General features: G+C 39.8%; 12 protein-coding genes and 2 pseudogenes. 7 read left to right on the top strand and 7 right to left on the bottom strand.

Translation table 11 applies throughout. From position 1 onward, the window contains the following. Nucleotides 1-296 precede the first annotated feature (296 nt). The 5 genes from H5300_RS21630 (at nt 297) to H5300_RS21610 (ending at nt 4,789) form a co-directional block, all read left to right on the top strand. On the top strand, nt 297-1,313 hold the full coding sequence (locus H5300_RS21630) for an IS110 family transposase (protein ID WP_182796873.1): 1,017 nt from the start codon (nt 297-299) through the stop codon (nt 1,311-1,313). A 584-nt stretch (nt 1,314-1,897) separates the two neighbouring features. Then, nucleotides 1,898-3,103, top strand: coding sequence for a DUF1611 domain-containing protein (locus H5300_RS21625; RefSeq protein WP_004735673.1), 1,206 nt, complete (start codon nt 1,898-1,900; stop codon nt 3,101-3,103). Further along, nucleotides 3,100-4,236, top strand: a complete 1,137-nt coding sequence (locus H5300_RS21620; protein WP_182796872.1) for an alanine/ornithine racemase family PLP-dependent enzyme — start codon at nt 3,100-3,102, stop codon at nt 4,234-4,236. Before H5300_RS21625 ends, H5300_RS21620 begins: the two co-directional genes overlap by 4 nt. Next, on the top strand, nt 4,193-4,558 hold the full coding sequence (gene gspS2, locus H5300_RS21615) for a type II secretion system pilot lipoprotein GspS-beta (RefSeq protein WP_182796871.1): 366 nt from the start codon (nt 4,193-4,195) through the stop codon (nt 4,556-4,558). Before H5300_RS21620 ends, gspS2 begins: the two co-directional genes overlap by 44 nt. Continuing rightward, nucleotides 4,559-4,789: a hypothetical protein gene (locus tag H5300_RS21610; RefSeq protein WP_182796870.1), complete on the top strand. Its 231-nt coding sequence runs from the start codon at nt 4,559-4,561 to the stop codon at nt 4,787-4,789. 156 nt (nt 4,790-4,945) lie between these two features. On the opposite strand, the pseudogene H5300_RS28085 reads toward H5300_RS21610, so the two are convergent. From H5300_RS28085 to H5300_RS21595, 4 genes and pseudogenes are all read right to left on the bottom strand, one after another. Further along, nucleotides 4,946-5,348, bottom strand: a pseudogene (locus H5300_RS28085) (integrase); the annotation flags it as partial. A gap of 918 nt (nt 5,349-6,266) precedes the next feature. Further along, nucleotides 6,267-6,884 carry an Hsp20/alpha crystallin family protein gene (locus H5300_RS21605; RefSeq protein WP_182796869.1) on the bottom strand — a complete coding sequence of 206 codons (618 nt, stop codon included), beginning with the start codon at nt 6,882-6,884 and terminating at the stop codon, nt 6,267-6,269. 245 nt (nt 6,885-7,129) lie between these two features. After that, a complete protein-coding gene (gene groL / locus H5300_RS21600) occupies nt 7,130-8,734 on the bottom strand; it encodes a chaperonin GroEL (RefSeq protein ID WP_182796868.1) in 1,605 nt (534 codons plus the stop codon). A gap of 33 nt (nt 8,735-8,767) precedes the next feature. Further along, on the bottom strand, nt 8,768-9,058 hold the full coding sequence (locus H5300_RS21595; RefSeq protein WP_182796867.1) for a co-chaperone GroES: 291 nt from the start codon (nt 9,056-9,058) through the stop codon (nt 8,768-8,770). 476 nt (nt 9,059-9,534) lie between these two features. On the opposite strand from H5300_RS21595, the gene H5300_RS21590 reads away from it, so the two are divergent. Next, on the top strand, nt 9,535-10,650 hold the full coding sequence (locus H5300_RS21590; RefSeq protein WP_310736180.1) for a tyrosine-type recombinase/integrase: 1,116 nt from the start codon (nt 9,535-9,537) through the stop codon (nt 10,648-10,650). A 355-nt stretch (nt 10,651-11,005) separates the two neighbouring features. Here the strand turns inward: H5300_RS21590 and H5300_RS21585 are convergent, their stop codons facing one another. Genes H5300_RS21585 through H5300_RS28080 form a run of 3 tightly spaced genes read right to left on the bottom strand, consistent with a single transcriptional unit; the run spans nt 11,006 to nt 13,808 of the window. Beyond that, nucleotides 11,006-12,484 (bottom strand): ABC transporter ATP-binding protein, encoded by a 1,479-nt coding sequence (locus tag H5300_RS21585; RefSeq protein ID WP_108167664.1) that lies wholly within the window; start codon nt 12,482-12,484, stop codon nt 11,006-11,008. Continuing rightward, entirely contained in the window at nt 12,484-13,647 is a 1,164-nt protein-coding gene (locus tag H5300_RS21580; RefSeq protein ID WP_105058920.1) for a YcaO-like family protein, read from the bottom strand. Before H5300_RS21580 ends, H5300_RS21585 begins: the two co-directional genes overlap by 1 nt. Nucleotides 13,648-13,673: 26 nt before the next feature. After that, entirely contained in the window at nt 13,674-13,808 is a 135-nt protein-coding gene (locus tag H5300_RS28080) for a hypothetical protein (protein WP_258166903.1), read from the bottom strand. Nucleotides 13,809-14,173: 365 nt separating this feature from the next. Here H5300_RS28080 and H5300_RS28075 point away from each other — a divergent pair. Next, nucleotides 14,174-14,990, top strand: a pseudogene (locus tag H5300_RS28075) (IS3 family transposase); the annotation flags it as partial. Nucleotides 14,991-15,145 lie beyond the last annotated feature (155 nt).

Below are 15,145 nucleotides of genomic sequence, written 5' to 3'. Positions count from 1 at the left end.
ACTTTGATGCCGTGACAGGGAGTATCCTTCCTCGTCAATCGAATCATCGTCAGACTCCGTAGGTTGGGGAAGCGTTCATATCATTTACCTAGCACTTACCCGAATTGTGGTTTTCAGGAGGAACGCCCTCTTACGATTCTTTTCCCACTCAGCCAGACGGCCAAGTTTCGTTACATTGTCCGAGCCGCTGCTTTATTCAGGCTCGTAGGTTCATCTGGTGATACAGACGGTAATTAGATGGTACGCCCCACACCCAACCACCTAGACTTAGCTCTGTCTACTAAAGGAGTTTCATCATGGCTACCACAACAACTATCGGTATTGATCTAGGCAAATCCTCATTTCATGCAATTGGACATGATTTATCTGGCAAAGAAACATTTCGTAAGAAGTTAAGTAGAACAAAACTACTCCAAATGTTATCTGTGCATGAACCAGTGAACGTAGCAATGGAGTCTTGTGGCGGTTCTCATTGGTTAGCAAGGAAGTGTAAATCTTATGGCCATACAGTTAAGTTGATTCCTGCGCAATATGTTAAACCTTATGTGAAGACCAATAAGAATGATTTTATAGATGCCGACGCGATTGCTGAAGCATCGACGAGACCTTCAATGAGGTTCACTTCTCCTAAAGCTGAAGAAGCACAAGTAGCTTCGATGGTTCGGAAAGTTAGGTCTTCGTTTATGAAAGAAAGAACAGCCTGTATGAACAGGATTGGGGCAATGCTTTTGGAGTTTGGACTAAGTTTACCTCGTGGTCATAGTCACCTTAAAAAACTATTTGCATGGATAGAACTTCAAAATGAGGTTTTACCAAACTCTTTGGTTTGTGAACTTAAAACCCAGGTTGAATATTATCAGTACCTTAGCGAAAAGATTGAGCTTCAAGAGAAAAAGCTACGACTGATTAATAAAGAGAATATCCGTTATCACCTATTACAAACTATCCCTGGCGTAGGACCTTTGACAGCGGCATGCTGTGTAGCTAATGTTGCTGACCCAAAGGACTTTTCTAATGGACGGAACTTTGCAGCATGGATTGGCTTAGTTCCTCATCAACATTCTACCGGTGGTAAAAGTCGGATGTTAGGTATATCAAAACGCGGCAATAGTGATCTACGTGAGCTTTTTATCCATGCTGCTCGCTCAATATTAAAGAAAACAGAAACCGCTGAAAAGCATTTTGGGGAGTGGGTAGTGAATCTAAAACGCAAAAAACCATTTAATGTGGTTGTTGTTGCTTTAGCTAATAAGCTCGCAAGAATAGCGTGGTCTGTTATGGTCACAAATAAAGAATTCTCACTAAAAATTTAAACCAGATTTGCAATGATAGTAAATGATGACAAAACGGTTAGACCACCAGATTGAAACCTGTTGAGTGAACAAGCAAATTAAAATGCTTTGATGGTTATGAGGACAATCTGGCGCGGATCTCATCGTAGAGCGAAGTTGTGTAGTGACTTCATGAAGACTCTGAATACATTGGCGCAAATCAGCTCGTTATTATTTACTTGCAAATGCGGGGCGTACCATACATTCCTCATAAAGCGGTGAACAACGCTTCAGACGACTTCAGGTCGCACGGACAAAAACGCGTTAGATAAAAAACTCTAATTCACTTAACTGATATTAGAAAAAGTATCTTGAAACCGTAAATCTGCGAGTTTGATACGGCGACGTTGAACAATGAGTATTAGCTATCTAATCAATCACGTTAGTATAGGTGAAGCCTGAAAGTGATAGACTTAGAAAGCGTATGAATAATAATCAACAAAAATCTGGTGAGTGTGTTACCTTGGTTGTTATCCCTACCGCTTAGTGGGGACTTCTTTTCTTTTCCGAACTCGCATCTCGGCACTCCTTAGTTGCCCTCCTAAGCCTCACCGCAGGCTTTAATTATGTCCATTTCAACCCAAAAGTTAAGAAACATCTTCAAACTCACTAGAATTGAAAATGTAGAAATCAACAACGACGTACCCCATTTCGCACCTTGGTTACCACTTGCTCAAAAAGTAAAACCTGTCATCCCTTCTGCGATTATATATTGCGAAGGTAATTTCGGTAAAATTGATGGTAAAACCGCTAATGGGTTAGTGAGACATTCGTTAAGCTATCGTATTCTATCGGTTATTGATAGTGAGTCTGCTGGCTTAGATGCTGGTGAAGTTCTTGATAACAAAGCCAATGGAATACCGATCCTTGCTAATGCTGAAGAAGCTATCATTCACGCAGAAAGCATTCCTGATTACTTCATTTTTGGCATTGCGCCATCAAGTGGCTTTTTATCTGACTTAGATAAAAGCATCATTTTAAATGCCATGTCACTAGGAATGAACATCGTAAATGGCTTACATGAATTCCTAACCGATGATCCTCTATTTTTAGAAGCCAGTTTAAAGAATAACGTTCGAATATTCGATACTCGCAAACCCAAAAGTAAAGGCGATCTGAAAACGTTTAGCGGGAAAATACACAACGTTAAATGTCCGAGAATTGCTGTAATGGGGACGGATTGCGCGCTAGGAAAACGAACAACAGCAACAATATTGGCGAATGAACTGACTAAAAAAGGCCTTAACGTCGTTCTGATTGCCACTGGTCAAACAGGTATTATGCAAGGCGCACAATACTGCGTTGCACTCGATGCAGTCCCTTCACAATTTTGTGCCGGTGAATTGGAATCTGTCATTGTACAGGCCTATGAAAAAGAAAATCCGGATCTAATAATTATTGAGGGGCAAGGAGCCTTGAGTCACCCTGCGTTTTCAACCAGCGCTTTTATCTTACGTGGCAGTTGTCCAACGGGTGTGATACTGCAACATGCCCCTAAACGTTTATATCGTAGTGATTTTCCTGATTGCCCAATGCCTTCGATTGCCTCAGAAATCAATCTTATCGAAACGTTTTCTAATACCAATGTTATTGGACTAACACTGAATCATGAAGATATGTCGTTGGATGAAACACGTTGTGCGATAGACACTTACACTACCGAATTTGGTCTACCGGTTACTGATGTCTTGTCACAGCCTGTTGAACATCTACTGCACATCGTAACGTCAGCCTTCCCTATAATAGCAAGTAAACTGGCCGAAAAAGGGTGAACTACCCTAGGTTAGACATCGATTGTGGGAAAGTTCATCATAACGCTCAGTTCCTGATTTCTCAGCTATCACTGAAAAATATATCCGTTACGCCTGTAACAAAAGCCTTCCTCGGCCACCCTATCATCGCACAAGTTCTTATTGATGCTGGCGCAACAATGTTAGCCGATTCAAGAATCGAAAATCTTCAAAAGATGACTGAATCTGGCATTGCTATCCCTAAAATGCTGATACGTACACCCATGCTCAGTCAAGTGGCGAGCGTAATAAAATACAGTGATATGAGTTTAAACTCTGAAGTTGAAGTGATTCAGAGGATTTCACATGCAGCGGAACAACAAAATTGCCGTCACGATATTATTATTATGGTTGAGCTTGGCGATCTCAGAGAAGGTGTGATGCCAAATCGCGTGATTGATTTTATCCGAGAGATTATTTATTTACCGAACATCACGATAAAAGGAATTGGTACGAATTTAGCTTGTCGGTATGGTGTCGCTCCAGATGATAAAAATATGAATATTCTTTCTGATCTTGCCGATGAAATTGAAGCTACATTTGGGATCAATCTAGAAATTATTTCAGGGGGTAATTCAGCTTCAGTTAACTGGGCTCTTCAGAGAACAGGCTTAACTCGAGTCAATAACCTTCGTATAGGAGAAGCCATTTTTTTAGGCTGTGAGCCTTTAGATCACGAAAATATCAAAGGCTTACATACGGATGCGGTTTCTTTGACCGCTGAAGTGATTGAATCCAAGATTAAACCGACTTTGCCTTGGGGAAGTCGGGGGTTAAATGCTTTTGGTGAAAAAGAAAATCTTCAAGATAGAGGGGAGGTCTCACAAGCTATTCTAGCATTAGGCCGCCAAGATGTTTGTGTCAGCGGGCTTAAGGCTCCGAATGGGATTAAGATCATGTCTTCAACCAGTGATCATCTTGTCCTTGAATCCTCACAGAAACCACTATTTGTAGGGGAAAAAGTCACATTCAGTTTAGATTACAGTGCGCTCTTATCTTCTATGTCTTCACGTTATATCCATAAATATTTTAAGGCACCTAAAGGGAGAAGAAAGGAAGAAGGAGCGCATAATGCTACGAACAACTGTAATTCTCTTCGTCAGTGTCATGCTTAACGGTTGTCAGATAAGCCCAATAAAATCTAATAGACTTGCCGATTATAGAGCGACAGTTATTTCAAGCCAACTTCCACAAGAGTTAGGCTCAATCACACTCGTAAATGCACAGTCAGAGGGCGATAGTGTCACTCTTGTTTTCGTAAAAAAGAAAACTTTGAATATGGACCACTTAGTAGAAAAAGTCGCCGTTAGTTTTTGTGACAACATCGAAATAAGACCACTATTAGAGAGTGGGATCTCTTATCGAATCATTACCTTAGGAAAAAATGAGAAAGTAGAAAGCCTTAACGTCATTTCTCTAGCTAAGTGCTCTAATTGAATGCTTCGCAGTCGAATGGATAAAAGCCAATACGAGTTGTTCAATGTACTCAATGACACTATTTTATTGAGGTTTGACCGCCTTACGCCTTGGGAAAAAAACTTTATCACAGAGTTACACCATAAGGTCGTAACTAGACAACTCATTTCAATTAAACAAAAACAGCTTGCTTTAAAAATTTCAATGAAAGCCTATAAATCAAAGAAGAAAAACGCGCGTTCCAACGTTTAATTTAAGCTTGTGTATACCTAATCTGTTTAAGGCTATCTAAACCTTGGACAGATTAGTAGTATTTGCACTTAATGTATTGAAAATAATCAAGTGTAGCGGTGAATGGGTAACAACTTTCAAAGTAGCGGATTGTGTTATCTATCTTTGTTCACCTCATGAGTGAGTGCCATACAAGTTAGGGTCCTATCCAAGAAGCCCATACCCTCATATAGTACGAATAGCTAATCTTTGGCTTTGAAAAGAAAATTGCTGGCATGTAGGAAGCCATCAAAATCCATTTCATTAGACTCTGTTGAGTTCTTGTCGTTATCTCAAATTGAACTTCAATATCTGTTTTGCGCTGGATATGCTTAACGCGGTTAAATATCCTATTTTGCGAAGAGACCTCGCAAGCCCTGAGGGAAAGCAAATCACTCGCTCTAAGTTTGCTATCAATGGCTAAGTTGAGCAAGGCAAGTTGCGTCAAATTATTTTCAATTTCTAATCTGGTTCTGTTCCGCAAAATTCCCTCAATCCGAAAAGGTTTTTTGACGAAACAAGTTGTTTCGCAATAGGGCAAGAACCCCTTATACAATTGAATCTGAGAGTTTGTCCAACAGGCTGTTGCTTAAATAAATCTCATGATGGTTTCATGCGTTCTAAACACGTCTTGGGGCATTATTCATTTACATTGGACTTCAGATCCCTTATACACCATCAACTCTATGTAACGTTAAACCTACTCGGCATTGCTTCGATAAATCTGAATGTTTAAGAATATTTTTACGCTTGATATATTTGTAATAACACAATACCAAAAACTCTAATGGTGAACGCCAATAGGAATGATAGGAAACCTCTATATTCACAGGGAGATTTTTTAATTTTCCAATGTTATGAAGCGAACCGTGCTTAGTCAGTAAAGGAGACGTCAGTATTAATGATTGCCCATTGTATTTGGGAAGCAATTCTATCAGCAGTTCGAGCTCTTGATACGTCTCGCTTGTGAGAGGGTGAATTACCGTTGGAAGATGAACGTGGTACTGGTTGCTCTTCAAGGAAGGCGTTAGGCTAAGTAAGGTTAATTCATTAAGTTCGATTCTCACACAGTAAAAAAAAACTATCACCGCCGAAAAAAGAAGAATGCCTCCACTGAGGGGCCAGGGTAGATTAAGTGGCATTAGCCATCCCGTGATGGCCATTAAAATAAGGAGACCTTTGACATACCGAATTAAATTGACCTTAGCCGAAGGCTGGTGTGAAAGGGTTAATAATTTATACAGGAAAACACAAATTAAAAATGTATTAATGAAAATTTTCACAGTCTTCTCCGACAAGGTTCAACTGACTGTAAGAATAAAGGCTAGATTCAATATTGATACCATTTATAGCTAAGCTAAAGATGAAAAAATAGCCACCCTAAAACGTACCGCTGGTTTTACAACAATTCCGAATCAAACACTAAGAAAGAGGCAGATTTAACTGCCTCCAGCTTTATTCAGGACGAAATAGATAGATGTTTCACGTTCTCGTTTTTTGTGGTTTTTCTTGGGATCTGAATGACCAAAAGACCGTTTTTCATGCTTGCAGAGATATTGTCTTTATCAATATCATCAGGAAGAGATAATGTTCGTTGAAACGTCCCCATGCTGCGTTCCATGCGGTAATACTGCTTATCTTTAGACTCTCTCTCCTCCTGAATTTGTCCTTTCACAATCAGTGTATTCGCACTCAACTCAACCTGAATCTCATCGTCTGAAAGCCCGGGAAGTTCGACTGAAATTTCATATCTCTTCTCACTACCGGAAATATCTAATTTTGCTCGATTTGAATAGAGCGCTTGGGGACCGAATAGGTTGTTTTCAAGTAATGAGCCTATGGGAGACCCACGTAAAAAACCTTTCATCCCAAATGATTGCCATGCTTCTTCAAACAATCTATCCATTTCATTTTGTAGCTGGATCAGCGAAACTAAAGCACTTTTCTTTGAGGAAACAATGGTGTTATCGCCGGAAAGAACTTCAGAAAACGCTTCATTTTTAGATACCGGAATTTGATTTTTAGAGTCATCTTCATGTTTAAACCAATTCCAGGGGGTTAGTTTTTCGATATTCATAAAAATCCTCCCAATAGGATTGACATTCATATTTCATAATAAATAGGGTGTGAACCGCTCCCTATAATTACTTAGCTGGCCTTATCTTTAATGATATTATTCCCCTTCGATTTATGATCTAAAATATAACCATTTTTATTAATAACAATAGATATAAAAGTGTCTATCTAGACAACTTTTACAATGACTTTATATTATCTACACCTGATGATTAAGCGGACTTCCTTACCCGCTTAAATTTTGCACTAAATATGACCCGCTGGTTTTATATCTGTTACTTTCTCAGAAATCATAGCTTCAGTGGTTATCATTAGCCCAGCAACAGACGCCGCATACTGAAGCGCAGAGCGCGTAACTTTTGTTGGATCAATTATACCCATCTCAAACATATCACCATACTCTCCTGTGGCTGCATTGAAACCATCATTCACACCACCGCTCCTAACATTGTTTGCGACGACAGAAGCTTCGTCACCCGCATTGGTGACAATTTGTCGAAGTGGCTCTTCCATCGCTCGAAGCGCAACACGAATACCAACATTTTGGTCATCATTGTCACCAGTAAGGTCAACCAGCTCTTTACCTATCTTAGCGAGCGCTACACCACCTCCGGCAACGATACCTTCTTCAACCGCTGCTCGAGTAGCATGCAATGCATCATCGACACGATCTTTCTTCTCCTTCATCTCCACTTCAGTCGCTGCGCCAATTTTAATCACAGCCACACCACCTGCGAGTTTAGCTATTCGCTGTTGAAGCTTTTCTTTATCATACTTAGAATTGGCAAATTCGATTTGATTTTCTATTGATTTAACACGGTCTTTGATAATTTGTTCGTTCGCCACACCACCCACAATCGTGGTTGTCTCTTTTGTTATAGTGACTTTCTTCGCGCTCCCTAATTGTTCTAGCGTGCTCTTTTCTAGCTCATGACCTAAGTCTTCACAAATCAGAGTGCCACTTGTCAGTACTGCTATATCTTCCATCATAGCTTTGCGGTTATCACCGAATCCAGGGGCTTTTACTGCGGCAGTGCGTACAATACCACGCATATTGTTCACGACTAGTGTTGCCAAAGCTTCACCCTCAATATCTTCAGCCAGAATCAACAAAGATCGAGATTGCTTGGCGACTTCTTCAAGAATAGGAAGTAACTCACGAATGTTGCTTACCTTTTTATCAACCATTAGAATGTAAGGATTATCTAGTTCGACTGTTCCGCTCTCGTGATTGGTCATGAAATACGGAGAAATATACCCACGATCAAACTGCATACCGTCCACAACCGCTAACTCATTATCTAAACCCTGACCTTCTTCAACGGTAATGACTCCGTTGCGACCTACCTTTTCCATAGCTTCTGCAATAATGTTCCCAATCAACCTATCGCTGTTTGCTGAAATACTTCCGACTTGAGTAATTGATTCTTTGTCACTGCATGGTTGAGATATCTCGCGGAGCTTATTCACGGCAGCTTCGGTCGCTTTATCAATCCCTCGCTTCAAGTCCATTGGATTCATCCCCGATGCTACGGCCTTTAATCCCTCATTGATTAAAGATTGCGCCAATAATGTCGCGGTTGTAGTTCCATCTCCCGCTTCCTCATTAGCTTTCGAAGCGACTTGCTTTAGCATTTGGGCACCCATGTTCTCAAACTTATCCTCAAGTTCAATTTCTTTTGCCACAGATACTCCATCTTTCGTGATGACGGGGGCTCCAAATGACTTATCAAGAACAACATTTCGTCCTTTAGGACCAAGAGTAACTTTAACTGCGTCAGCCAATAGATTTACCCCATTGAGCATCTTTTGACGCGATTCATCAGCAAATATAACTTCTTTTGCGGTCATGATTTATCTCCTCAAAAATAACTTAAAAATCAATTACTCAACGATTGCTAATACATCTGATTCAGAAAGGACAAGATACTCTGAACCATCAATTTTTTCTGTTTTTACACCATAACCTTCATTAAAAATGACAATATCGTCGACTTTGACATCCAAAGCCGCACGCTCACCATTATCCAATCGTTGACCTAAACCAACTGCAATAACTTTTCCTCGGTTGGATTTTTGGACGGCTTGAGACGCAAGTAAAATTCCGCCTTCAGAAAGGTTTTCTGCTTCAAGCCTTTCAACGATAAGACGATCATTTAAAGGGCGAATATTCATGAGGTTTAGCCTCCTATAATTGTTAAACATAAAAGACATAATAATGAGGAATAGGGCTAAGTAATGCCCTTCCAGTCAGTAAAATAGGGATAAATAAAATTGATTTCAAGGGAATAATGAATATTTTGATTGAGAATGCATCTACTTATCGCGCTCTAGGGTCACTCTCAAAATTAAATGCTAAGAGCAATGGTGAATAGGATGGATAAAAAGGGTTAAATTACATATCCGATTTATTATTTATAACTAATTTATTAATCGCCAAGCGATGATTTTGTCGTGAGTTAACACTTCGTTCACTAGCCTATTTTTAAGAATTAGAGGGTAATCTCCCCTTATCACGAGATGGATTTAAGCTTATGAGGAGCGCGTTTGGTGTTAAGCCATAGTGTGATATAATTACACTTATATCACACTATTTACCTGAAAATTATGAAATGTCCCAGTCAACCCTCCCTACGAGAAAACAATCTCAAGTGACACTGTCACACTTTCAAAGCAAAGAAAAAACGCTCCAACAGTGGGAAGATCAAAAAGAAAAACTGAGTCGGTTTAAACTTAACTTTCCGGATCTGACAGAGAGTTTTGATCCTGATTGGACATCATTACCTCCCGTTTTAACCCATTTGCGTGAATTTGAAGAACATCGCGGCGGCTTAAGTACACACACATTAAGGATGCTTGCGTTCGTTATTCGTAAATGGGATGTCTACTGCAAATCGAAAGAGGCCTATAGCTTCCCCATTCATGCCCCTGTGTTGCTGATCTGGTTCAAAGAACTCAAGCTCTCCCAGAACATTAAAATTAATACACTAAAACAATATAGAGCTCAACTTAGCCTGTTCCATAAAATCATGAATACTGATGACATCACCAAGCTTCCGGTCATCACCACTTTCTTTAAATCATTACCAAAAGATGAAATGGAAATCACTGGATCGCAAGTGATTGAACTGCAAGCCAAGCCATTCAGAAAACATCACTTAACCCACCTGATGGATGTATGGGGAAACAAAAAACGCGCAGTACCATTTCGAGATCTCGCGGTGTTAACCATCTCTTACGGTACCTTGCTCCGTGAGGGTGAAGTCGGGAAAATTCGAAAAAAGCACCTTAAAATCTTAGAAAATGGGGATTTAAATATTGAACGTGTCACATCTAAAACAACAATCAGTCCTGAGCCTAAGCGTTTGACTGGACGTTTTTCATCCATAGTCAAGTGCTATTTGGACACTTACTGTACATGCTTAGAGGATGAAGACTTTGTGTTTTGTTGGCTCACGGTTAAGGGCTCTCGCCCTGCCGGATACCGGCAAACACCGATGTCCGGTATGACGATAGACAGGATCTATCAGCGCGCACATGAGGTGTTGTTGGAGAGTGGAGAGATTGTCACCTTAGGTGCCGGACATAGAGAGGTATGGAGTGGTCACTCTAGTCGTGTTGGCGCCCTACAAGATGGCTACCATGCCGGTCTGAGCTTAACGCAATTGATTCAATTAGGGGATTGGAAAAGTAATGAAATGGTCCTACGTTACCTAAGGGGATTAGATAATGATAATAGCCCCAACGTACTACTCCAGAGAGGGTAACCATCTAACTGTTGCGTTGTGCTAATAGATCAGTGTTTCTTCGTGACCAAATTTGAGATTTCCAAATATATTCAGCATACGTAGTAAAGAAAGTTTCGACCTGCGTCATACGTCATTACGTTAAAGAAATCAAAGTCTTGCCTGAGCAAAGCATTGCGTAAATTTAATATCATATAATTCCCTTACTTTTTTACATTGCATCCAGAATGTTATTTAAGAAGCAATAACAAATAAGGGAACGGGTGTTTTTGGAATTCAACCTCATAAAATATTTCCTTCTTTTTATAGAAACCACTTCAATCGAATGGAATTACACCGACAGAGAGCTATAAAAAGTAGCTCGAGAGATCGAAAGTTAATCCAGAATGATAACTTTATCGAAATGGTCTAAGTAGGCGTGATCGTGTGTCACAACAACCATCTTAGATTTAGGAGCTAATAGGCTAAAAATCATCTTCCACAAAGCTTGACCTGTTTGACAATCTAAACCGGTTGTTGGCTCATCTAACAATAACAGTTCAGGTGATTGGATATAGGCTCTAAGAAAACAAAGCCTGCGCTTTTCACCCCCACTCAGGTTCTGACCATTACCTTTTAGAACAGTATCTAGTGTTAATCTACACGAGAGTCCTGCTTTATCGAGCTGTTTCGTTAACCAATCATGTTCTACATCTTTTCCAAGCGTTAAATTGTCATAGACACTTCCTGAGAAAACAAAATTGTTTTGCTCTAGGTAATTAGACGATAGAGGGGTCACTGGTTCTGATGTCAATAACCCAGAAAGAGTATCGAGTAAAATTGTTTTCCCTTGGCCACTTTTACCTATAACAGCAATGGTGTTTACATCAGGCTTTGTTAACTCTTGTAAGACACTATTCAGCAATTTACTAAGCTCTACGCTTTCATCTTTGTTATCTAGGATTAGTTTTAATGATGAAAAATCTTCACGACTTTGATCTATTAATCGATATACATCCAATAGCCCAGTAAAAACCCTAGTTAAACTAGCAGATAGAAGCAACGCAGTGACAAGTTCTCCGGCATCAGAGATTTGTTCTGGAAACAAGTGGAATATAAATAATGCGATAATCGAAAACGAAATAAAACTCTGTGTAGCTATAGCGACACCATCAAATACACTCCGACTGACAGCAAGAGATACCGTTGCTTGTCTATAATTTTCAAAAAATGGAGCTAAGCGTTTCTCAAAAAAACCTTCGACACGATTCGACTGAATCGTACGTATACCAGAAAACACACCAACAATTTGCTCTAGTATTTCATCTTCTGCACCATTTACTTGGCCAATGTAAGGGCGTCTTAGCCTAATAATTAGAGTCTTAATCATTGTGGAAATGGCCAAAATAAATATCACAAGAGTAAAGGTTATCCCCCCACTAAAAAAGACAATAGCACAGCACAAAACAAGCAATTCAATGACCAAGGGCAAGCCTCGCGAGACACTTAGGTTTATGAACTGTTCATAAGACCCAATACCTCTTTCAAATTTACTCGCTAGTGAACCTATCTCTAAGCGTTTGAAATGACTAAAGGGTTTACGTATCAACTGACTAAACATTGAACGTGATTTAGTTTCGACGTTGAGTTGTACCTCTTGCTCAAAAAAATACGTAAAAAAAGGAGATATACCAATAGTCACTAATGTAGATAGCAACAAATAAATTAACAAAGTCTCCATGCTTTCCAGCGATATGGTCTGAGATACAACATTTATTATTTGTCCGATTAAATAAGAAGGCAAAGCCAGGTTAATCTTAAGTAGAAGCAAAGTAGAAAAGAGTAAAAAATACTTTAGATAGGTAGCAACATGCATTACTTATCCCCCAATGGTACGACCCATTTCCCCTTATCTATAATATTGAAGCGCTCCAACCCAGGAATGTACGTAGATGTAAGCCATATGTTGCCCTGACTAAATGCAGTATGGACAAGTAAATCATACCCTTTAGCTTTAACTGAGCTTAACAAACTTTTGTAATGCACCTTAAAGCCCATAGAGTCCTGTTGTAGGCTTGATAAATCTATAAATGGCAACCTATCTAACTCCGACAAATCTATAATTTTGCATAACTTATCGTATTTTTTTAGAAACTCAGTTGCCTTGAGAACACTATCAAGCTCAACGTCATCATAGTTCTCTATATTCTGAACAAGCTCTGACAGCGCTCTCTCTATCGAGTGGAACTCTGAATACGAAACACCTGACGAACGAAAAGCCATAGGAGTAGTTGTAGAAGGCATTACGCACGCACAAAAATAGGAATCAAAATGAGTTCTCGACATGACGATAAAGAGTTCATCAATGTTAGGAATAGATAGCTGGTATTTACCCAAAAGCTCCCTTGGTGGAATTACACGATAGAACTCTCCGTTATACTCGGAAAAACCTATATATTGTTTATATAACTCGCTTAAACAGTGCCGTTCGATGATTTCATTCGCACCATGTAACACTGCTTCCTCAAATGTAGAGCCTGAAGCCCAGCCACTATTCGATGAGTACCGATTAAGAAAGCAAAACACTTCTTTTCTCAAGAGAGGCTCCAAATGAAATGGATTGACTAATGTTTCTGGGATAAGAAACGCTTCTGAAGACAAGAGAGAGTAATAACGAAAAAACCTCAATAATTCATCGTCATAGTCTTTAAGTGCTTTCCCAAAAAGGCATTGAGGGTGCGATTTATTTGATCTTAACCACTCTTTTAATTGGATAACCTCAACATGAGATGATATGAAATGGTGCTCTAACATCATATGCTCAAAAGCTTCGAAGTAAGCCCCTGCTATTGCATTACTCCCCTTTCCCGACCCTATCGTCAAAAATTTTCCAGTCGAGTTAAAAAACTCAACTGTCGCAACTAAATTATTTTCTGTAGTAGAAAGCGAGGAGTGAATATTGTGTTCCCTCAACCAAACTTCAAGGTTAATCACCGCTTGATGGCTACTAATTTCGCGCTCAACTGGGTACGTACACATATGACACTCCTCCGTTAAGAGTTAAGTTAAGCTAAGAAAGCAAGAAAATTACGTTCTTTACTATTGATAACCCCCACAGCCTCTTCTGATGATTCAAAATCAAGACTTGGGCCCGTAGAGGGTTCCTTTGGACCATTAATCTCTGAACGTCTTTTACCCATAGTTTCATCCTTAATGTAAAGTAATTAGGTAGGTCGTTAATGAGCTCCACTTAAAGCAAGCACAGCCAGGCTAAAGGTATTCCAATCTATGATTTTTTTTTAGTAATTTATATTTAATTTCATTTCCAAGGAAATGAATAGAAAAATAGGTCACCTATCGATATGAAAGATTAATCCCACCTCAAAAGAACATCCTTAATAATATATAAAATTTACACTAGAAAAATCACTTTGACAGATGAAATTATTATATTTTCATCCAAACCAACTCCATCTACTTGCGTATCATTAACATGTGTGTAGTGCTCTAATGATCCCGGACACCAAATTAGGTGGTAAAGTCTCCATCATAAATGAGGTGTTCAATGTCAAAATGGCAACGACGTACATTTTCTACTGAGTTCAAAATAGATGCTGCAAGTTTGGTTCTTGATCAAGGGTACTCCATCCCTGAAGCAGCTAACTCTATGGGCGTAGGTGAAACGGCTTTACGGTGATGGGTCGACCAACTCAAAGTTGAGCGAGGAGGGATGACTCCAACGACTAAAGCCCTCACGCCAGAGCAAAAGAAAATTCAAGAGTTAGAAGCCCGGATTAACCGGCTAGAACGAGAAAAATCCATATTAAAAAAGGCCACCCGCTCTCTTAATGTCGGACGAACTCGAACGTTCTAGTTAATAGACAAGTTGAGGGAGCATGAATCGGTCAAAATGCTTTGTAAACTGTTCAACGTAGCTTCGTCTTGTTACTACGAGTTTAAGCAACGCAAGCCGGATGCCAGTCGCATTCATCTAGCTAGCCAAATTAAAGAACTCTTCAACATGAGTCGAGGCTCTGCTGGCAGTCTACTCTTGTCTCGATGCTGAGCGAAGAAGGCACAAAAGCCGGACGATTCAAGGTTCGCCAGATAATGCGTGAAGCTGATTTAATTAGTAAACAGTCAGGTTAGCATCGATATAGACATGCAAAAGTAGAAAGGCCAGATATTCCAAATCTACTGAAGCGTGAGTTTTCTGTCAGTACTCCGAATCGTGTTTGGTGTGGCTATATTACTTATATTTGGTCAGGTTCGAAGTGGACCTATTTAGCCGACACGTTGTGGGGTGGTCTTTATCCGATAAGCCCGATACCGAATTAGTATCTAAAGCCTTGGAGATGGCTTGGGAGCAACGAGGATGTCCGAAGCTTACGAATCCCCTCATAATCAGGCGTAAAACAATGAGGTAGACGCGCATCGCCGTCTTTGATCTAATGAATATCGCTGAACACACATTTCGAACAAGTGGGTTAACAATGCGCGACATTCAGATTCTACAACAAACCATACAAAACCAATG

The sequence above is a fragment of the Vibrio sp. SG41-7 genome, assembly GCF_014164465.1.
Classification (GTDB): domain Bacteria; phylum Pseudomonadota; class Gammaproteobacteria; order Enterobacterales; family Vibrionaceae; genus Vibrio; species Vibrio splendidus.
Note: the sequence above shows the minus strand (reverse complement) of the source record. Positions and strands in the feature narration are given on the sequence as shown.